Raw genomic sequence first — 20,371 nt, 5'->3', positions numbered from 1 at the left:
CCCTACCCGACGCTCTTCCGATCTCTCAGGGTGTTTGCACCGGAGGGCAGCATCGCGGAGGGTGTGATGGTCCAGGTGCCGTTGACATCCACGGTGGCGGTGCCGATCACGGCATTGGCGGCGTCCTTGAGGGTGATGACTTCACCCGCTGTACCTGTACCACTGATCGCGGGCGTGGTGTCGTTGGTGGTGTTGTCACCCTGCACACCGCTGTCGCTGCTGGTGTCCAGGTTTGCTGTCGGAGCGGTTGGCGCGGCAGGTGTGGCCGTGTCGAGGGTGATGACCAGCGGCGTGGCTGGGCTGGTGTTGCCCGCAGTGTCGGTGGTGGTGACGCTCAGGTTGTTCGCGCCCGAGGGCAGCGCTGCCGTGGGTGTGACGCTCCACGTTCCGTTGGCCGCTACGGTGGCAGTGCCGATCACGGCGCCAGCGGCGTCTTTGACTGTGATGACTTCGCCCGCAGTGCCGGTGCCACTGATCGTGGGCGTCGTGTCGTTGGTCAGTTGGTCACCCAGCACACCGCTGTCGCTGCTCGCGTCCAGCATGGCGGTCGGGGCGGCAGAGGCCGTGGTGTCTAGGGTGATGACCAGCGGCGTGGCTGGGCTGGTGTTGCCCGCAGTGTCGGTGGTGGTGACGCTCAGGTTGTTCGCGCCAGAGGCCAGCGCTGCCGTGGGTGTGACGCTCCACGTTCCGTTGGCAGCCACGGTGGCGGTGCCGATGACTGCGCCAGAGGGGTCTTTGACTGTAATGACTTCACCCGCAGTGCCGATACCACTGATCGTGGGCGTCGTGTACTTGGTCAGTTGGTCGCCCAGCAGACCGCTGTCGCTCAAAGCATCCAGATTGGCGACAGGCGCCACCGATGCGGTGTTGTCGAGGGTAAGAGCGAGCGGCGTTGCGGCGCTGGTCAATCCGGCCGAGTTGGTCGCCGTGACGCGCAGAGAGTTCAGCCCTGAGGGCAGCGCATTGATGGGTGTGACGCTCCAAGTGCCGTTGGTGGCCACGGTGGCCGTGCCGACCACGGCACCTGAATCGTCCTTGACGGTGATCACGTCGCCAGCGTTGCCCTTGCCGCTGATCGTGGGCGTGTTGTCGTTGGTCAGTTTGTCGCCCAGTGCGCCGCTGTCGCTGCTTGCGGCCAGCGCGGCCAGGGGCGCGGATGGCGCCACCGCCACGGGTTGGATGCTGAAAGACGCCACGTTGTTGCTGTCGGCTCCGTCCTTGTTGAAGTTGCCTGCAGCGTCGCTGAAGCGTTCGCTGTCCACAAACAGCATGGCGCTGCGCGCACCGGCTGTGGGCGTGAAGGTGGCGCTGTAGAGCTTGCCGCTGCCGGTCAGTTGGCTCAGGCTGCCACCCAGGGCCGTGACATCGGCCAGCGTGAAATCGCTGCTGTTGTCTGACAGGGTGAAGCTGACGGTGACCGCCTCGCCTGCTGCCAGCACGGTTTTGGGCGTGCTGATGGCCACCGTAGGGGTGGCGCTGTCGATCGTGATGGGTAGGCTGACAGAGGTGCTGGTTTGGCCCGTGGCGTTGCTGGCGGTGACGCTCAGGGTGTTCAGGCCTTCGGGCAGCGGCGCTGTGGGCGTGATGCGCCAAGTGCCGTTGCCCGCCACTGTGACCGTGCCGATGACAGCGCCTGCTGCGTTTTTGACGGTGATCACATCACCCGCCGTGCCGGTGCCACTCAGGGTGGGTGTGCTGTCGCTGGTGAGTGAGTCGCCCAGGCTGGCGCTGTTGCTGCTGGTGTCGAGCATGACCACCGGCGTAAGGGGAACGGGTGGAGTTGGCGGGGGTGTGACGACGGCTGCCTGGATGCTGAAAGACGCCACGTTGTTGCTGTCGGCTCCGTCCTTGTTGAAGTTGCCTGCAGCGTCGCTGAAGCGTTCGCTGTCCACAAACAGCATGGCGCTGCGCGCACCGGCTGTGGGCGTGAAGGTGGCGCTGTAGAGCTTGCCGCTGCCGGTCAGTTGGCTCAGGCTGCCACCCAGGGCCGTGACATCGGCCAGCGTGAAATCGCTGCTGTTGTCTGACAGGGTGAAGCTGACGGTGACCGCCTCGCCCGCTGCCAGCACGGTTTTGGGCGTGCTGATGGTCACCGTAGGTGTGGCGCTGTCAATGCTGAGGGGCAGGCTGACCACGGTGCTGGTTTGGCCCGTGGCGTTGCTGGCGGTGACGCTCAGGGTGTTCAGGCCCTCGGGCAGCGGCTCTGCGGGTGTGATGTGCCAGCTGCCGTTGGCCGCCACGGTGGCCGTGCCGATGACGGCGCCTGCGGCGTTTTTGACGGTGATCACATCGCCCGCCGTGCCTGTGCCACTCAGGGTGGGGGTGCTGTCGTGGGTGAGTTTGTCCCCCAGTAGGCCGCTGTCGCTGCTGACGTCCAGGTTGACCACGGGCGCCAGAGGTGCAGCAGGTGAAGGCGGCGGCGGTGTCACAGGCGCGGCGTTAATGCTGAAAGTCGCCACGTTGTTGCCTTCAGCCCCGTCGACGTTCACCTGGCCCGAGGCGTTGGTGAAGCGGTTGCTGTCCACAAACAGCATGGCGCTGCGCGCACCGGCTGTGGGGGTGAAGGTGGCGGTGTAAACCTTGCCGCTGCCTGTCAGATTGCTCAGGCTGCCGCCCAGGGCCGTGACATCTGCTGCCGTGAAATCGCTGCTGTCTTCGCTGAGGGTGAACGTGACTGTGACCGCTTCACCCGGATTCAACGCCGTTTTGGGGGTGCTGATCGCGATGCTGGGGGGTGGGGCGTCGACCAGCGGCGTAATCGCCATGGACACCACGTTGTCACTCTCGCTGCCATCTTCGTTGACCATGCCCGCCACATTGCTGAAACTTTGGCTGGCCACGAACACCACCGCACTCAGCGCCTGGGGGGCGGGGGTGAAGATCGCGGTGTACACCAGCGGGTCAGCTGCACTTTGCACAAACTCACTCATGCTTCCGCCCAGCACAGTGACATCTTCAGCCGTGAAATTGCTGCTTGGTTCACTCAGCGTGAAGGTCAGCAAAGCCGTTTGACTGGCCGACAGACGCGCCTTGTCAGAAGTGATGGCAATCAATGGGTTGGTCAAGCCGTTCATAAAAAATATCTCTGTCTCAGTGATGCGGTTCAGACGCGGCCAGCCAAGCTTGGCGCACGCGCGGTGTGAGGGTCGGCGCTCTCAGCGTCCGACAGGGAAAGCCATCCAAGGACTTCTGTCCAGACGTGACAAAGCCCTCGCTGAACCCGGAGGTTTTGAGCAAGGGGCGACAGTCGCTGGAGCGGGGCAGGTGACATGGCTGCGTTACCGATCACCCCGGCGCCGTCTTGTTTTGAAAAAAATGTCTGAAATCAATCAATGAACTTCAAATGTCATCTTTGACGGTTTCATGCTGAGGTTATTGTCAAAATTGACATTTCAAAATAGCTAATTGGGGTACTCACCGCACTTTTTAGGAATCCTGCCCATCGAAGTCTGCAGCGACAGGCAGGCGTTTGGCTTTTTGATGAAAGCCCTGCCCTCGGGGCAATGGGTCGTGTGGGCTGCGACGGTCTAACGCGGCGACGGCGACGCTCCGCAAGGGGGAATCAAGGCCAACTGCCGCGTTTAAACTTGGGGGTCTTTGGGCATGCTGCTGGCTTTTACTGAGCGCGCGCCCACATCAATGAATTCGGCTGATGCGGCGAAACGCCTCGGCCGACCAACCAGGAACACTCCCATGGGCGCACAGTGGAAAGCAAAGGGTAAAGCGCAAGCTGCCGATGCCAGAGGCAAATTGTTTGGCCGTTTGGCCAAAGACATCATGATCGCGGCCCGCAACGGCGCCGACCCTGCCGCCAACTCGCGCTTGCGCCTGGTGGTCGAACAGGCCCGCAAGGTCTCCATGCCCAAAGAGACCCTGGAGCGCGCCATCAAAAAGGGCGCGGGCCTGTTGGGCGATGCCGTGAGCTTTGAACTCGTGATTTACGAAGGCTTTGCCCCGCACCAAGTGCCCGTGATGATCGAAGTGTTGACCGACAACGTGAACCGCACAGCCTCGGAAATGCGCGTGCTGTTTCGCAAGGGCCAGCAGGGCACGTCGGGCTCGGTGTCCTGGGACTTTGACCATGTGGGCCTGATCGAAGCAGAGCCGACGCAGCCGGGGGCCGATCCCGAATTGGCCGCCATCGAAGCGGGTGCACAAGACTTTGAGCCGGCCGACGAGGACGGCGTGACCGTGTTCATCACGGAAGCGACCGACCTGGACCTGGTCAGCCGTGCCCTGCCTGCGCACGGTTTCACTGTTGTGTCGGCCAAGCTGGGCTACAAGCCCAAAAACCCGGTCAATCCGGCCAATCTGAGCGCCGAGCAGCTCGAAGAAGTCGAGGCCTTTCTGGGCGCCATTGACAACAATGACGACGTGCAAAACGTGTTTGTGGGTTTGGCGGCTTAAAAAAGCCATCCACAACAAAGGGCCTGACAGGCCCTTTTTTTTCGTCCTGTGGGCGCCTCATCGAGACCCCGCACAGGGGGCCGCAGTCATCGGCTTGGATGCCGTCTGGCTTGGCAAGGCGGATCGCCGCCATGAATCCATCGGTGCTTGAAGACGCCAGGCGTCATGGTGAAGACCCCGGTCAGGTCCAGCGCCATGGGCTCCAACAGAGGGGCTTCAGCAGGCGGCGCAAGCCTGCACGGCTTTGGCGGTTTGCAAACGGGTCTCCTCGACCAGAAAGTCGAGAAAAACCCGAGTGCGTTGTGGCATGAATTTGCGGGTGGGCACAGCTGCATACATGCTCAATCGGCCCGTGATCCAGGGGGCCAGCACGCGCACCAATTCACCGCGTGTCAGATAAGGCGCCACCAGGTCCACCGCCACCGAGATGATGCCCGCCCCATCGATGGCCGCGCGCAGCAAGCTGTCGGTGTGGTTGCCCAGCAGCACGGGCTGGATGTCGACCTCGGTGGGCTGCGCTGCATTGTCCGGACACCACATTTGCCACACGCGGGGCCTGATGTGCGGCATTTTCAGGCGCAAGCAATCGTGCTGCACCAGCTCTTGCGGTTGCTGCGGCGTGCCACGTCGGCGCAAGTACTCGGGCGAAGCCACCAAAATGGCTTCGGACTCCAGCACCTTGCGTGCAATCACATCGCCATCAAAGCTGTCATCGGTGCCCAGCAAGGTGATGTCGAAGTCTTCAATGGGCGGCTCGCGCAGGCTTTCCACTTCCAGCTCGATCAGGATCTTGGGATAGCGCCTGCGAAACTCCGCCAGCAAGGGCGCGATCACATAGGTGGCCAGCACCGGTGGCGCGTGCAGGCGCAGCAGGCCCGCCAGATCGGTGGTCTGCGCGCTGACCACCGCGTCGGCTTCGTCAATGTCTTGCAAGATGTTGCGCACACGGCCAAGGTACTGCTGGCCCGCCTCGGTCAGCGACAGGCGGCGGGTCGAGCGTTGCAGCAAACGCGTGCCCAGGTACTCTTCCAGATCGGCCACCAGACGCGTCACCACAGGCGCTGACATGTCCAGCGCCCTTGCAGCGGCTGCAAAGCCTCCCTCGTCCACCACACGCTCAAACACGCGCATCGACAACAAACGGTCCATGAGGCTCTCCATAAACTGGATTTCAAGGTCTCTATTGTTTCTTATTCAGAAATGACCCAATGTATTTTTGCTTGTTTTTCTATTGATTCAGAAATTTTAAAGTTCAACCCATCGATGCAGCGCTCTCAACCAACGCTTCACCGATCAGGTCAAAGCCCCGTCAATCCGACAGGCAGACCGTTTTTCAAACTTTCAAGGAAACCTGATCATGAACCGCTCTACCCTCTCCGCCATCACCCTCGCTGTTGCCGCCTTGGCTGCTGGCCATGCCATGGCCGCTGACGACTCTGCCCCCAAAACTCGCGAGCAAATCAAAGCCGAACTGGCCGAAGCCATTCGCACGGGCGACTTTGTCGTCAACGGCGAAACCCAGCAAAAAGCCTATGAAGTGAACCCAGGCCTGTATCCCGCCAAGCCTGCTGTGCAAAGCAAGACCCGCGATGAAGTCAAGGCTGAACTGGCCGAGGCCATTCGCACCGGTAACTTTGTCGTCAACGGCGAAACCCAGCAAAAAGCCCATGAAGTGAGCCCTGGCCTGTATCCCGCCAAGCCTGTCCTTCAGGCCAAGACCCGCAATGAAGTCAAGGCCGAATTGGCTGAGGCCATCCGCACAGGCAACATGCCCGACCACGGTGAAAGTGGTCTCATGCTGAACCAGATGTACCCACAACGCTACGGTCGCCACATCTGAACGCGCTTTCTTTGCCGGGCCATGGCCCATGCCCAGACAGGGCGCCAGAGGTGACACGGCCCTGTGAAGTTTGCAGGGTGACTTCAATCTTTCACCTGGTGGGAGCCAGCCCTGCTGGCGATCAGACGCATGTGGACCACAGGCTTTTCGCTTGGCTGGCAAGCGCCCACTAAATCCTCCCAACGGGCAACACACGGCTCAGACTTCACCGGCCGAATCTATAGGAGCTGCTGACCCGGCGGGGCTTTCATGTTGACTTCACGATAATCGTCGGATGCATTTTTTCCGTCGTCCCGCTTCGCTGGCTTTGGGGCCGTTCAGCGTCTGGCTGTCCTTGCCGCAGCTCATCACCTGGGGCAGCGTGTTCTACACCTTCTCTTTGCTCATGACGCCGCTCGAAGCCGAGCTGGGCATGAACCGGGCCGAATCGTCGCTGGCTTTCAGCCTGGCCTTGCTGGCCGAGGGCCTGATGGCTTATCTGATTGGCCGCTGGATCGACCATGGCCACGAGCGCTGGGTCATGACACTGGGCTCGGTCTGGGTGGGGGTGGGGCTTTTGGCGCACAGTCAGGTGCAGTCGGTCAGCGGCTTTTATGCCGTTTGGGTGTGGCTGGGTCTGGGCCTGGCGGCCACGCTTTACTCGCCCGCATTTGCCGTGGTCACGCGGCGTTTTGGGCAAGACTTTCGACGCGCCATCATCACCCTGACATTTTTAGGGGGCCTGGCCAGCACGGTGTTCATTCCGCTGTCGAGCTGGTGGATTGCGCTGTGGGGCTGGCGCCATGCGCTGTGGGCCTTGGCGGCGCTGCAGCTTTTTCTGTGCGCGCCGCTGCATGCCTGGTTGTTGCAAGGCGCGCCTGGGTCTGTGCGTCAGGACGAGGGCCAGCGTGAGCGCCGCGTCTCGGTGAAAGCGCATTTGCGGCAAACGCCCTTTTGGCTGTTGGCGGTTTTTTCATTGCTCATGATGGCGGTCACCTCGGCCCTGCCCGCCCACATGATCGCCTTGCTTGAAGAAGCCAAGTTGCCACCGGCCTGGGTGATCGCCATTCCGGCGGCCATTGGCGTGATCCAGGTCATTGGCCGATTTGTGCTGTTTGTGTTCGAGCGCTATTGGGACGTGCACACCGCCAACCGCTGGATTCCGATGCTGATTCCCTCGGGCTTGCTGGTGCTGATCGTCTTTGGCCTGCAGGCGCTGCCCGCCATGGTGTTTGTTCTGCTCTATGGTCTGGGCAATGGCATGAACACCATCGTCAAAGGCACGGCCATGGCGCAATACGTCAGCCGCGAGCATGTGGGACAGCTCAATGGCTTGCTGGGCCTGCCCATCGCCCTGGCCCGGGCAGCGGCACCCCTGACCATGGGTGTGCTCTGGTCTCCCGAGCACGGTTATGGCCTGGCCTTGTGGTGGCTGCTGCTGGCCAGCTTGTTGGCCACTGCCGCCTTGTGGATGGCACAAAGACAGGCCCTGAAAACCCGGCCTTGAAGTTCTTGCACTGGCTCTGCATGGCAAAGGCTAGAGGTCTGCCGAACGCGGTCTACCGGATGCGGTTTGCCAAGGTCGTACGTTGCCACACAGACGCACGCCCGGCGCCGGTCCTATGGTGTGTCGTGTTCTGGGCGCTGCGCCAGCAGTCTGCCTGACCGTGCACCCCAACCCACCGGAGATGCCCATGACCCGACTGCCATCCAACATTCCGCCGCAAGACGATGACCTGGCCGCGCAGGCGCGACCTGGCCACGGGGTGCCTTCACAAGACCCCAACATCTCTGCGCAATTTGCACTGACCGAAGAAGAATCACAACGCGAGACGGCGGCGGTCGTGACCGGCAGCGTCATGGTGGCCGGTGCCGCCACGGGGGCCACTGTGGGCGGCATGGTGGCTGGCCCCGTGGGGGCGATGGTGGGTGCAGGTGTGGGTGCCGTGGTGGGCGCATTGGGAGGCACAGCCGCCGAAGCCATCGATGCAGACGCCAGCAGCGCGCCCACGACTTCTGGACCTTCGCCCGCACCATGGCCACCGTCTGATCCGATGGACGCACCAGTATCGACCCCCACGCCCGCCGTGCACCTGCACATCGAAGACACAGGCGGTGACGGCCGTGCAGTGCTGCTGATCCATGGTTGGCCCTTGTCGGGACAGGCCTGGCAAGCCCAGGTGCCGCCGCTGCAAGCGGCTGGTTACCGGGTGGTCACGTATGACCGCAGAGGCTTTGGCCGCTCGGACAAACCCGATTCGGACTACAGCTACAACACCTTGGCCGACGACCTGCGCCAAGTCATTCTTGAGCGCGGACTCCAGCAAGTGACGCTGGTCGGCTTTTCCATGGGCGGGGGCGAAGTGGCGCGCTACGTCGAGCGCTATGGAGAGTCACGCCTGCACAGCGTGGTCTTTGCCGCTGCCGTGCCGCCTTGCCTGATGCAGTCGCCTGACAACCCCGATGGCCCGCTGACGCCCGAAAAAGCCCAGGCCTCCAGGCAAGCGCTGGAACAAGACCGCGAAGCTTTCTTTGAGACCTTTACGCACAATTTTTTCTCGGCCAATGGCGTGCTGCAGGTCAGCGAAGAGGCGCGCCAGGAGGCCGTCGCCCTGTGCCGCCAATCGGCGCAGCATGCGGCACTGGCTTGCATGGACGCCTTCCAAACCACCGACTTTCGGGACGATCTGAAAAAGCTGACCGTGCCCACGCTGGTGATTCACGGCGATGCGGATGCGATCGTGCCCATCGCCGGCTCGGGTGAGCGCACGCACCACGCCGTGCCACACAGCCAAATGGTGCGCATCAGCGGTGCCCCCCACGGGCTGAACGTGTCGCACGCCCAAGCGTTCAACGAGGCCTTGCTGCAATTTTTGAAGCTTTGAGAGCCTCTGCCAAAGTCTGAATGGCCGCTGCATTGGCCATGGGTCAGGCCATCGGTGCGCCCTAAAATGCCTGCATGCACTCCCCACTAGACAGCATGGTTTACATCGTTGATGACGACATCAGCGTGCGCGAAGGCATGGCCTGGCTGCTGCGCACGCGGCGTTTGATGAGCGAATCGTTTGAAAGCGCTGAGGCTTTTATGCAAATGCTGGACACAAGGGGCAAGGTTTTGCCAGAGCAAGTGGGCTGTATCCTGCTCGATGTGCGCATGCCTGGCCTGAGTGGTCTGGCCCTGTTTGAGCAATTGATGGCCAGCGGCATCGCCAAAGCCTGGCCCGTGATTTTTTTGACGGGGCACGCCGATGTGCCCACAGCGGTGGACAGTGTCAAACGTGGCGCCTTTGATTTTTGTGAAAAGCCGTTTTCGGACAACGCACTGGTGGACCGAATCGAACAGGCGCTGAACCTGTCACATGAGCGCCTGATGGCCCGCCACCAGCAGCATCTGTTGCAATCAAGGCTTGGCGAACTGACCGAACGCGAACGCGACGTGATGCGCCTGGTGGTCGAAGGCCTGCCCAATAAATTGATCGCTGACCAGCTCGACATCAGCGTGCGCACCGTCGAAGTGCACCGCTCCCGTGTTTTCGACAAGATGGAAGTCAAATCGGCGGTGGAACTGGCCAATTTGCTGCGCGCCCTGGACTGAATGCTGATGACGCAGATGGGTCGCTGCGCGCGCCGACCTACAATTCGCCCATGCCCGTCCATACCCCCCATCCACTTGCGCGCACTTGGCGGATCATGGCTCCATTGGCCGGATGTGTGGGGATGATGTTGGCAGGATGCTCTTCCACGCGGCAGGCATCCACCCCCTCCAACGCACCCAGGGCCACGCCCCCAACTCGACCGGCTGACCCCAGCCGCACCCAAAGCCAGCGCAACGATCTGGCCTTGTTTGCCATGTCGCTGCTGGACACCCGCTACACCTGGGGCGGTCGCGGCCCGGCCACTGGCTTTGACTGTTCCGGGCTGGTCTCGCATGTGTACCGAGAAGCGGTGGGCATCCCGGTCAAGGGCACGTCGGCCGATCTGGGGCGTCAATCACGGCCCATTGACCGTTCTCAACTGCAGCCCGGCGATCTGGTTTTTTTCAACACCCTTGGCGCCCGCCACTCGCATGTGGGCGTGTACGTGGGCAACAACAAATTTGTCCATGCCAGCAATCCCCGCACCGGCGTGCGCATGGATGCGCTGAGCAACCGCTACTACGCCCAGCGCTTTGAAGGCGCGCAGACTTTGTTGGACTGAATCAATGTATTGATCCGGCACGCTGAAGTTTGAAATGCGTGAGAGATGTCATCTCGCAGGTCGGCACTCGCAGAGCCCGACATGATGGGTTTTGCCAAAGGACCATGTCGGGGTCTTTGACCGCCAACCTACAACACCCTTGAAGATTGAATTTTTCACAGTTTGTCTGTTGGGCGATAAACGGATCAGTGGCAGTTACAAACCCAGAACAAACTTCCATAAACCCTTCGATATGTAACAAAGTTTCATGAATTCGCATACGATGGTTACATGAACCGTTGCAAGTCATGCAGACGGTTTTCCACCCACAAACCTCTACCCACTTACCCGCGAAAGTGAGACTGTCATGACCACAAGAATCGGTATCAACGGATTTGGCCGCATTGGCCGCATGGTGCTGCGTGCAGCGGTGCAGAACTTCAACGACGTCGAGATCGTCGGCATCAACGACTTGCTGGAGCCCGATTACCTGGCTTACATGCTGCAATACGACAGCGTGCATGGCCGCTTCAAGGGCACCATCGCCGTGGAGGGCAAAACCCTGGTGGTGAATGGTCAAAAGATTCGCCTGACGCAAGAGCGCGACCCGGCCAATCTGAAGTGGAACGAGGTCGGCGCCGATGTGGTGATCGAAGCCACCGGCCTGTTTCTGGACAAGGACAGCGCAGGCAAGCACCTGGCTGCTGGCGCCAAAAAGGTCGTCATGTCGGCCCCGTCGAAGGACGACACACCCATGTTTGTGTACGGCGTGAACCACGACACCTATGCGGGCCAAGCCATCATCAGCAATGCCAGTTGCACCACCAACTGCCTGGCCCCCATCACCAAGGTGCTCAACGACAAATGGGGCATCAAGCGCGGCCTGATGACCACGGTGCACGCGGCCACGGCCACCCAAAAAACCGTGGACAGCCCCAGCAACAAAGACTGGCGCGGGGGACGCGGCATTCTGGAAAACATCATCCCCAGCAGCACAGGCGCGGCCAAGGCGGTGGGCGTGGTGATCCCGGCCATCAAAGGCAAATTGACGGGCATGTCGTTTCGCGTGCCCACGTCGGATGTGTCGGTGGTGGACCTGACAGCCGAGCTGCAAACCCCGGCCACCTATGCCGAAATCTGCGCCGAGATGAAGGCGCAAAGCCAAGGCGCCTTGAAAGGCGTGCTGGGTTACACCACCGACAAGGTCGTGTCCACCGACTTCCGTGGCGAAGTCTGCACCAGCGTGTTTGACGCCGACGCGGGCATTGCGCTGGACAGCACCTTCATCAAGGTGGTGGCCTGGTACGACAACGAGTGGGGTTACTCCAACAAGTGCCTGGAGATGGCGCGGGTGGTGGCGCGCTGAGCACAACAAGCACCGTGTGAAACGGACGTCTGCTCAGCGGGCGTTCAAGCCGTCAAAGCAGGTGCTCATGACCATGTCCAGGATTTGTTCGTCGCTGTGTTGTTCGCCCATTTTGAGGAACTCCAGCACCGGGTCACAGGCGCGGGCAAACAAGGTGTAGAGCACGGCGACGGGAGGCAAGGCTTGGTTGATGGCGCCTTGCGCCTGGGCTTGCTCGATCCAGCCACCCAGTGCGTCGCTGACTTCCATGAGGCCATCCATGTAATCCTTACTGCCCATCAAAGTGGCGCGCAGACTGGAGTTCTGGCTGGGCAAAGAGGGCATCTGGCCTTGCAGCTTGAGCGTCATGGTCCAGCGCGTGACGGCCTTGAGTTTGTCCAAGGGTGCTTGCTCTGGGGGCACTTGCGCGATGAAGGCCTGGGCGCGTTGCATGGCCGTGACCATGGCGGCACAAGCGAGTTCTTCCTTGCTGGGGAAATGCTTGTAAAGACTGGCCTTGGCGATGCCCACCTCAGCGGCCACTTCGTCCACGGTCATCGCGTCAAAACCTTTGTCGGCCAGCAAGCGGTTGACAGATTCAATGATGGCCGATTCTCGGGCTGCCAGCATTTGGACTTTGAATGACTTTTTCAGCGGTTTTGTGTCTTCAGTGTTCATTCTTTCATTCTAGCGCCCAAGGCTAAAACATGACTCATCAGTCACCTTTTGAAGTGCCACAACTCAATTTGGCAAGATGCCCGCCACGCCTGACTGCACCTGAAACCGCGCCTGCGTTTTGAGCACCCCGTCGGCCTGCGCCGGATTGGTGGTGGTTCGGAACTGGGCGCTGACGCCTTCGTGCTTCACGTCGATCAGGGTGTAGCCGCGCTCATCCGAACGCGCATGCAGGATGTCGGGGTTGCTGTCGCGGATTTGCGCCAGCAGTTTTTCGCCCAGACCCCGCGAGGTGATGGAGGTGCTCACCAACTCGCTGGCCACCACGGGCGAGCGCTCGTCGCCCGCCTGCACCCGCAATTGGGCGGCCACGTTCATGTGCACATCACCGCCCAACATCAGCACGTTTTGCACACGCGCCTGGGCGACGTTGTTGAGCAGCCGAGCCCGCGCCTGCGGGTAGCCGTCCCAACCATCGGTGAAGGCGCTGCGTCCCAGTGGCGTGTTGACGCCGCTCGAACTCATTTGGGTGGACTGCGCCACCAGCTTCCAGCGTTTGGTGCTGCTGCTCAGGCCTTCGGTGAACCATTGCTCTTGCGCCGTGCCCAGCATGGTGCGGGAGGGATCAGCCAGCGCTTCGCAACCCATCACCACACGGCCGCCGCCCCGGTTGGGGTCCGGGCAGGCCTGGTGGTCGCGGTACTGGCGGCAGTCCAGCGTCCACAGGTCCGCCAGGCGCCCCCAGGCCATGCGGTCGTGAATGCGCATCTGGCTGGTGTTGGCCGGGTCTGGCCCCAGGCGCAACGGCATGTGCTCAAAGTAAGCCTGATAAGCCGCCGCCCGACGGCGCAAAAACACCTGCGGATCGGTGTAGTTACGGTCCAGGTCGTTGGCGTAATCGTTGACCACCTCGTGGTCATCCCAGGTCATGACCCAGCTGTGCGCGGCGTGACAGGCCTGTAGATCGGCATCGGTTTTGTATTGCGCATGGCGTTCGCGGTACTCATCGAGCTGCCGAGGCACACCGCCCTGATGCTTGCGCAGCATGTATCGGGGGTTGGAGCTTTCGTAGATGTAGTCGCCCACAAACAGCACCAGGTCCAGATCGCGCTGGGCCATCTCGCGGTGAGCCACATAAAAGCCCTGCTCGTAATGCTGGCAAGACGCCAAGGCGATGCGCAAGCGGTCCACCGCATCGTTCAGGCCCGGACTGGTGCGCGCATGGCCCACCGGGCTGGTGGCGTTGCCGCAGACAAAGCGGTACCAGTAATGCCGCCCGGGCTGCAGCCCCTGGGCCAGCACATGCACGCTGTGGGCGCGGGTGGCATCGGTCTGCACACGCCACTGGCGCACCGGCTGGCGCAAGGCGGCATCGGCAAACACCTCACACACCACGCTGATCGTTTGGGCCTTGAGGGCCGCATCGGCCTCGGTGATGCGCAGGCGCGTCCACAACACCACGCTGCCCGGCTGCGGCTGGCCGCTGGCGACACCCAAACTGAAGGGATCCACCTGCCAGCGCGGCCCTTGGGCGGCAGTGGCTGAACCCGACAAAGCCTGCGCCTGTGCTGCCGCGCCCAGCCACGGCATCAAGGCCAGCGCCATGGCCCGACGGTGCACATCTCGGCGGGTCAAAAGAGATCGGTTCATGTCAGCAAAGCTTTCGGGTCAGCATGGCAAATGTTCTACTTCCATATTAACCCGGCCCCTTCACTGCCCCAGTGATGCAGCGCCTGCTGGTGACAGCCTTGCACGACAGACGGCGGCACAATGGCCTGCATGACCATGCCCACAAAAATCCGCAAAGACCACCTGGACGCCTTGGCTGTGGGCATATTGCTGGTGTGCTGCATGTTCTGGGGCTTTCAGCAGGTCCTGGTGAAAGCCACCGTGGACGAATTGCCCCCGGTGTTTCAGTCGGCGGTGCGCGGTGTCGGGGCCACGCTGCTGTTGTGCTTGTGGTGCCAATGGCGCGGGGTGCGCCTGTTTGCGCGCGACGGCAGCCTGTGGGCGGGCTTGCTGGTGGGTTGCCTGTTTGCCGCCGAATTTGCCTTCATCTACATCGGGCTCAAGCACACCTCGGCCTCGCGCCTGACTGTGTTTTTGTACACCTCGCCCTTTTGGGTGGCGGCCTTGGTGCCTTTGTTCATCCACACCGAACGCCTGCGCCCCTTGCAATGGCTGGGCATGGCCTGCGCTTTTGCGGCGGTGGCGTTCGCCCTTCGCGATGGCTTTGGCGGCGGCGGTGCCACCGGCGACCTGATGGGCCTGGCGGCGGGTGCCTTGTGGGGCCTGACCACCGTGGCCATCCGGGCAGCCAACCTCACGCGCCTGGCCGCCGAAAAACTGCTGTTTTACCAACTGGGCATCAGCTCTGTGGTGCTGGCCCTGCTGTCACTGCTGCTGGGCGAGTCCTGGGGCGGCCACTGGAGCGGTTTCGCAATCGGCTCGGTGGCCGTGCAAACCCTGGTGGGCGCGTTCGCCAGTTATCTGGCCTGGATGTGGATGCTGGGCCGCTACCCGTCCACCCAAATTTCGGCCTTTGTTTTTTTGACACCGCTGTTCGCGCTGCTGTTTGGCATGCTCTGGCTGGGCGAAAGCGTGACCTTGACCCTGGCCTTGTCCTTGGCTCTGGTGGCCGTGGGCATTGTGCTGGTCAACCGAAAATGAAGCCTGTACACCACGTCATCCTCATGTAGGAGCCCACCCCGTGGGCGATGGGGCGTGGCACACGCCCCGCTGAAAACCATCGCCCGCGATGTGGGCTCCAACAAAAGACCATTCACCCCTTTGATAGAAAGACCCCCATGACTTACCAAGCCCTGCAAATCCACAAAGACGACGCCGGTTACCGCTGCACCCTGCAAACGCTCGATGACAGCGCACTGCCCGAAGGCGATGTGACGGTGCAGGTGGACTACTCCACCATCAACTACAAAGACGGCCTGGCCATCACCGGCAAATCGCCCGTGGTGCGTAAATTTCCGCTCACACCCGGCATTGACCTAGCCGGCACGGTGACCGACAGCCAGCACCCGCTGTTCATGGCGGGCGACAAAGTCGTTCTGAACGGCTGGGGCGTGGGCGAAAGCCACAGCGGCGGTCTGGCGCAAAAGGCGCGCCTGAAAGGCGACTGGCTGGTGAAACTGCCTGCCGCCTTCACCCCGCGCCAGGCCATGGCCATTGGCACGGCCGGTTACACCGCCATGCTGTGCGTGATGGCGCTGCAACAGCACGGCGTCACGCCAGGCAGTGGCGACATTTTGGTCACCGGTGCAGGCGGCGGCGTGGGCAGCGTGGCCATTGCACTGCTCGCCAAGCTGGGTTACCGCGTGGTGGCCAGCACCGGCCGCATGCAAGAAGCCGACTACCTGCGCCAGCTGGGCGCGGCCGACGTGATGGACCGGGCCGAACTGTCAGCGCCGGGCAAACCGCTGGCCAAAGAGCGCTGGGCCGGCGTGGTCGACACCGTGGGCAGCCACACCCTGGCCAACGCCTGCGCCAGCACCAAATACGGCGGCGTGGTCACGGCTTGCGGCCTTGCGCAAGGCATGGACTTTCCCGGCTCGGTCGCGCCCTTCATCTTGCGCGGCGTGACACTGGTGGGTATCGACAGCGTCATGGCACCGCGCGCCTTGCGAGAAGCGGCTTGGGCGCGTTTGGCCCAAGACCTGGACACCGCGCTGCTGGAGCGCATGACCCGCGAAGTGGGGTTGGCCGATGCTGTGGCGCTGGGCAGCGAGATTTTGGCGGGCCAGGTGCGCGGGCGGATCGTTGTGAATGTGAACGGCTGAAGTTTGAGCCAGGCGCCTTGGGACCGCAAAGTGCGCAAGGCCGGTCACAAGGCTTATTGATCCTGCCCTGTGAAGTCTGCACAATGACTTCAATCTTGCAGCTTGTGGGAGCTAGCCCTGCTGGCGATCTGACGCTTGTGGACCACAGGCTTTTCGCTTGGCTGGCAAGCTCCCACAAAATCTTCCCAACTGGCAACACACGGCTCAAACATCATCGGGCCAGATCAATAGTCCACCAACGCCCCCTGTGCGTTGGGCAGCTGCGCTTTGCCAACGACCCAGGGCTTGCCGCCCAACACCGCATGGGCTGAGCCTGATAAGAGGCCTGCCTCTGCACGCATGAACAACAGGCGCATGCCCTGCAAATGCGTGAAGGGCGATTTTGAACGCGCCCAGGCTTTCGATCAAGCGCCGTGCGCGGTGTCCATCTTGCGCATCAAGCCGTGGGCAAACGGTGGTCGCGGTACTGTTCGCGCAGTTGGGTCTTGAGCAGTTTGCCCGTGGCTGTGTGTGGCAAAGCGTCCACAAACACGATGTCGTCGGGCAGCCACCATTTGGCAATGCGTGATGACAAATAGTCCAGCAGTTCTTTAGCCTCGACTTGCGTGCCGGCACGGCGCACCACCAGCAAAAGCGGGCGCTCTTGCCACTTGGGATGCGCCACGCCGATCACGGCCGATTCGGCCACACCCGGGTGTGAATTGGTGGTGTTTTCCACATCGATCGATGAAATCCACTCGCCGCCCGACTTGATCACGTCCTTGGCACGATCCACCAGTTGCAGGTAACCATCGGGGTCGATGGTGGCCACGTCACCCGTAGGGAAATAGCCCTCGTCGTCGAGCACCTCGCCGCCTTCGCGGCGGAAGTAGCCGCCGGCAATCCACGGGCCGCGCACATGCAGGTGGCCAAATGCCACGCCATCCCAGGGCAGGGCCTGGCCGTTTGCATCGACGATCTTCAAGTCCACACCCCAGACGCCACGGCCTTGTTTGAGTTTGGTCTTGATCAGGTCTTCGGCAGGCACATTCGCATGCTTGGGCAGCAGTTTGCTGATCACGCCAATCGGACTGGTCTCGGTCATGCCCCAGCCTTGCACCACTTCGGCGCCGAACTGGTTTTCAAAGCGTTCGAGCATGCCGCGAGCCACCGCTGCACCGCCAATGCCCACGCGCTTGACGCCCAAGGCCTTGGGGTCCAGGTGCGGGTTGGCATCGAGGTACTGGAACAGCATCATCCAGACCGTGGGCACGCCTTGCGAGAAAGTCACGCGCTCCTGGTTCATCAAGTTGTACACGCTCTCGCCATCCAGATGCGGGCCGGGCAGCACCAGCTTGGCCCCCACCATGGCGGCGGCATATGGCGCCCCCCAGGCGTTGGCGTGGAACATGGGCACGATCAGCATCAGGGTCTCGGCCGAGCTGATGCCAAAGGTGTCCGGTGCCAACTCCATCAAAGTGTGCAGCAGCGTGGAGCGGTGCGAGTACAGCACGCCTTTGGGGTTGCCGGTGGTGCCCGAGGTGTAGCACAGCGAAGAAGCGCTGCGCTCGTCAAATTCAGGCCAGGTGTATTCGCTGCTGTGCGAAGCCAGCAAGTCGTCAAAGCACAGCACATTGGGCACGCCGATGTCGGGCATGTGCGCCTTGTCGGTCATGGCCACAAAGGTCTTGACCGACTTGAGTGAGGGCGCCAACTGCGCCACCAGAGGTGCAAAGTTCAGGTCAAAAAACAGCACCTGGTCTTCGGCATGGTTGACGATGTAGTCGATCTGCTCCGGAAACAGGCGCGGGTTGACCGTGTGCAACACCGCACCGCAACCCGACACCCCGTAGTACAGCGCCAGATGGCGGTAGGAGTTCCAGGCCAGCGTGCCGACACGGTCGCCCTGCTGAATGCCCAAGGCCTGCATGGCATTGGCCACTTGCCGGGACATCTGTGCGATGCCCTTCCAGGTGGTGCGGTGCACATGCCCTTCGGGCAGGCGCGACACAATTTCGGTGTCGGGGTGAAACGTGGCAGCGTGCTCGATCAGTGAAGAAATGAGCAGTGGGCGGTCTTGCATCAGGCCTTGTAGCATGTGGGTCTCCTGTACGTTTTGAATAAGCTGCATCAGCGGACTCGCCATGAAAGCTGTGCAGTTTTGCACCCAGTTTCAACGCGGCGCAAACTTTGGATCACGTTTCTCCAAAAAGGCGCGAACGCCTTCGGCAAACTCGGGGCGGTCAATCAATTCACGCTGGCGTGAGGCTTCATAACTGAGCTGCTCTGACAATGTTGCGCTTTCAGCATGGTCGAAGCTGCGCCGAATTTCCTGCGCCGCATGTGCGGGCAACTGCGCCAATCGCACCGCCAGCGTTTGGGCCAACTGTGTCAATTGCGTGTCTTCAACACAACGCCAGATCAGCCCCCAGTCCTGCGCTTGCTGAGCCGACAAGCGTTCACCCAGAAGGCTCAGCCCCACAGCCCGGGCCCGACCCACTGAGCGGAGCAAGAACCAGGTGCTGCCCAAATCCGGCACGATGCCCAGGCGCGGCATGAAAGGCCAATAAAAGTAAGCCGACTGCGCCGCCACCACCAAGTCTGCTGCCAGGGCCAAGCCCACACCAGCGCCTGCACAGGGTCCGTTGACAGCACTGACCACCGGAAAAGGCAGGCTTTGAATGTCTTCAATCAGTGGATTGGACAGGCTCTCCATCACATCGGCTGTTTGCTGCCCCAAACTTTGCCCTGAAGGTGTTTGCATGCTGCCCAGGTCAGCACCCACGCAAAAAGCTTTTCCCTGGCCTGTGATGACAAGTGCCCGCACCGAGCGGTCTTCGCGCAAAACGGCCAACTGTTCACGCATCGCCTGCTGCAGCGGCTGCGCCAAAGGGTTCAGCCGCTGGGCAATGTTCAAGCGCAACCAAGCCACATCGCCTTGGCGGTCAATCAAAATGGGCGTTTCATCCATGGCGTTTCCTTCCAGTCTGGCGCGATTGGCGCCCCATCAGTCACTTCGAAGCCAGGCGATTCTTCGGCCATGACTTTATAGCCGATCAAGGGTCGGTCACGCAGACCCAGCGCAATCGCGCCGCCGTTCACATCCAAGCGTGCCCGGTCGGCCCCCAGCGCCTTGAGCCAGGCCAGCGGCTCCGAGGCCAAGGCTTCTTTGACCTCGTTCAGGTCGATGTCGTCGATCTTCATGCCCGCTTTTTTTGAGCGCCCGCTCGGTGGGCGGGATCGGTGCTTCAGCATGATGACCGGGTCTCCAACGGTTCATCGCGGCGGGAGCGCCGCTCAGGCAGGGGGACGGCCAGCTGGGGCCAGTGCTTGCGCATCAGCGCGGCCAGTTCGGCCGCCCGGCCCAAGGGCAGGCGGGTGCGTGAAGCGCCGATGGACAGGGCCGCGATGGCCGCCTGGCCCAGCTGCCAATGCAGGCCCACCGCCGCGATGCCTGCTGTGCTGCGGTAAGCGTGGCCGCGCTGGCGCGTGGCTTGTACCCAGCGCTGCAGTTGTGCAAGTGCGACACCTTCGAGTTCGTACTGGGCTGCGTGGCGGGCATGGTGCGCCTGCACGTCGGCATCGTCCAGCACCGCCAGCATGGCGATGCTGGCCACACCCAGGCCCAGCAGGCGGGTTTCACCCACGGTCTGGCGAAAAGCCGGCACGGCGTACGCGCCTTGCTCCAGATGCAGGCAGTGGCTGTAGTCGCCCAATCGCAGCACCAAAAACACGTTGTCGCCGCTCAGGCGCGCCAGGGTTTTCATGGTGGGTTGGCACTGTCGGACCAGGGCCGCCTGCCCCAGGCTGACCGCGCCCCAGGCCGTGGCCTGCACACCCATGCGGAACAGGCCGCTGCCCTCCTCGCGCTCGACCAGGCCCGCGTGCTGCAGGCTGCCCAGCATGCGCCAGGCGGTGGTGCGGTCCAGGCCGCTGGCTTGCACCAAGGCCTGCAAGCTGATGCCCTGATCGTGGTGGCAGGCCACGAGGTTGACCAGGCCCATGGCGCGCTCGATGCTCTGCGCGCCTGGCCGGGGCGCAGCTTTGGCAAGCTCATTCATGGGAGACACATCAGGGAAAGCACCATGTGCACATTATGCACAGCCTGCCCTGACACGCTGGCTTCTGCCCAGCTGCTGCGGTGCAATAGGCCATGCCCTGCCCACACGGGGCGCT

General features: G+C 62.1%; 18 protein-coding genes. 9 read left to right on the top strand and 9 right to left on the bottom strand.

The genetic code is table 11. From position 1 onward, the window contains the following. Positions 1-2 precede the first annotated feature (2 nt). Entirely contained in the window at positions 3-3,074 is a 3,072-nt protein-coding gene (locus AMM33_RS17930; RefSeq protein ID WP_090142635.1) for an Ig-like domain-containing protein, read from the bottom strand. A gap of 619 nt (positions 3,075-3,693) precedes the next feature. Between AMM33_RS17930 and AMM33_RS17925 the strand changes: the two genes are divergently transcribed. After that, positions 3,694-4,407, top strand: coding sequence for a YebC/PmpR family DNA-binding transcriptional regulator (locus AMM33_RS17925; RefSeq protein ID WP_090142634.1), 714 nt, complete (start codon positions 3,694-3,696; stop codon positions 4,405-4,407). A 216-nt stretch (positions 4,408-4,623) separates the two neighbouring features. Here the strand turns inward: AMM33_RS17925 and AMM33_RS17920 are convergent, their stop codons facing one another. Beyond that, positions 4,624-5,556, bottom strand: a complete 933-nt coding sequence (locus AMM33_RS17920; RefSeq protein WP_090142645.1) for a LysR family transcriptional regulator — start codon at positions 5,554-5,556, stop codon at positions 4,624-4,626. A 208-nt stretch (positions 5,557-5,764) separates the two neighbouring features. Between AMM33_RS17920 and AMM33_RS17915 the strand changes: the two genes are divergently transcribed. The 6 genes from AMM33_RS17915 (at position 5,765) to gap (ending at position 11,768) form a co-directional block, all read left to right on the top strand. Then, positions 5,765-6,247: a DUF4148 domain-containing protein gene (locus tag AMM33_RS17915; protein ID WP_090142633.1), complete on the top strand. Its 483-nt coding sequence runs from the start codon at positions 5,765-5,767 to the stop codon at positions 6,245-6,247. Between the two features lie 274 nt (positions 6,248-6,521). Further along, positions 6,522-7,733, top strand: a complete 1,212-nt coding sequence (locus AMM33_RS17910; RefSeq protein WP_090142632.1) for an MFS transporter — start codon at positions 6,522-6,524, stop codon at positions 7,731-7,733. Positions 7,734-7,920: 187 nt separating this feature from the next. Continuing rightward, entirely contained in the window at positions 7,921-9,111 is a 1,191-nt protein-coding gene (locus AMM33_RS17905; protein ID WP_228768216.1) for an alpha/beta fold hydrolase, read from the top strand. Between the two features lie 74 nt (positions 9,112-9,185). Next, entirely contained in the window at positions 9,186-9,821 is a 636-nt protein-coding gene (locus tag AMM33_RS17900) for a response regulator transcription factor (protein WP_090142631.1), read from the top strand. Positions 9,822-9,871: 50 nt separating this feature from the next. Then, a complete protein-coding gene (locus AMM33_RS17895) occupies positions 9,872-10,423 on the top strand; it encodes a C40 family peptidase (RefSeq protein ID WP_228768215.1) in 552 nt (183 codons plus the stop codon). 346 nt (positions 10,424-10,769) lie between these two features. Then, the gene (gene gap, locus AMM33_RS17890) at positions 10,770-11,768 is read left to right on the top strand and encodes a type I glyceraldehyde-3-phosphate dehydrogenase (protein ID WP_090142630.1); all 999 of its coding nucleotides are present in this window, start codon (positions 10,770-10,772) and stop codon (positions 11,766-11,768) included. Between the two features lie 33 nt (positions 11,769-11,801). Here the strand turns inward: gap and AMM33_RS17885 are convergent, their stop codons facing one another. Together AMM33_RS17885 and AMM33_RS17880 are read right to left on the bottom strand one after the other, a co-directional pair. Next, positions 11,802-12,425 carry a TetR/AcrR family transcriptional regulator gene (locus tag AMM33_RS17885; protein WP_090142629.1) on the bottom strand — a complete coding sequence of 208 codons (624 nt, stop codon included), beginning with the start codon at positions 12,423-12,425 and terminating at the stop codon, positions 11,802-11,804. Between the two features lie 63 nt (positions 12,426-12,488). Then, a complete protein-coding gene (locus AMM33_RS17880; protein WP_090142628.1) occupies positions 12,489-14,072 on the bottom strand; it encodes an alkaline phosphatase D family protein in 1,584 nt (527 codons plus the stop codon). Between the two features lie 135 nt (positions 14,073-14,207). On the opposite strand from AMM33_RS17880, the gene AMM33_RS17875 reads away from it, so the two are divergent. Both AMM33_RS17875 and AMM33_RS17870 read left to right on the top strand, forming a co-directional pair. Then, positions 14,208-15,092 carry a DMT family transporter gene (locus AMM33_RS17875; RefSeq protein WP_369802472.1) on the top strand — a complete coding sequence of 295 codons (885 nt, stop codon included), beginning with the start codon at positions 14,208-14,210 and terminating at the stop codon, positions 15,090-15,092. Between the two features lie 137 nt (positions 15,093-15,229). Next, entirely contained in the window at positions 15,230-16,216 is a 987-nt protein-coding gene (locus tag AMM33_RS17870) for an acrylyl-CoA reductase (NADPH) (RefSeq protein ID WP_090142627.1), read from the top strand. Between the two features lie 224 nt (positions 16,217-16,440). Here the strand turns inward: AMM33_RS17870 and AMM33_RS22680 are convergent, their stop codons facing one another. The 5 genes from AMM33_RS22680 to AMM33_RS17850 all read right to left on the bottom strand — a co-directional run bounded on the left by AMM33_RS22680 (position 16,441) and on the right by AMM33_RS17850 (position 20,256). Then, the gene (locus AMM33_RS22680; protein ID WP_255350712.1) at positions 16,441-16,572 is read right to left on the bottom strand and encodes a hypothetical protein; all 132 of its coding nucleotides are present in this window, start codon (positions 16,570-16,572) and stop codon (positions 16,441-16,443) included. 80 nt (positions 16,573-16,652) lie between these two features. After that, positions 16,653-18,293, bottom strand: a complete 1,641-nt coding sequence (locus tag AMM33_RS17865) for a 3-(methylthio)propionyl-CoA ligase (protein ID WP_090142626.1) — start codon at positions 18,291-18,293, stop codon at positions 16,653-16,655. A gap of 75 nt (positions 18,294-18,368) precedes the next feature. Then, the gene (locus AMM33_RS17860) at positions 18,369-19,166 is read right to left on the bottom strand and encodes an enoyl-CoA hydratase-related protein (protein WP_090142625.1); all 798 of its coding nucleotides are present in this window, start codon (positions 19,164-19,166) and stop codon (positions 18,369-18,371) included. Then, positions 19,145-19,399 (bottom strand): hypothetical protein, encoded by a 255-nt coding sequence (locus AMM33_RS22755; RefSeq protein ID WP_369802473.1) that lies wholly within the window; start codon positions 19,397-19,399, stop codon positions 19,145-19,147. Before AMM33_RS22755 ends, AMM33_RS17860 begins: the two co-directional genes overlap by 22 nt. A gap of 44 nt (positions 19,400-19,443) precedes the next feature. After that, positions 19,444-20,256 (bottom strand): IclR family transcriptional regulator, encoded by an 813-nt coding sequence (locus tag AMM33_RS17850; protein WP_090142624.1) that lies wholly within the window; start codon positions 20,254-20,256, stop codon positions 19,444-19,446. Between the last annotated feature and the right edge of the window lie 115 nt (positions 20,257-20,371).

This window comes from Limnohabitans sp. DM1 (assembly GCF_001269385.1).
Lineage (GTDB): Bacteria > Pseudomonadota > Gammaproteobacteria > Burkholderiales > Burkholderiaceae_C > Limnohabitans_A.
Note: the sequence above shows the minus strand (reverse complement) of the source record. Positions and strands in the feature narration are given on the sequence as shown.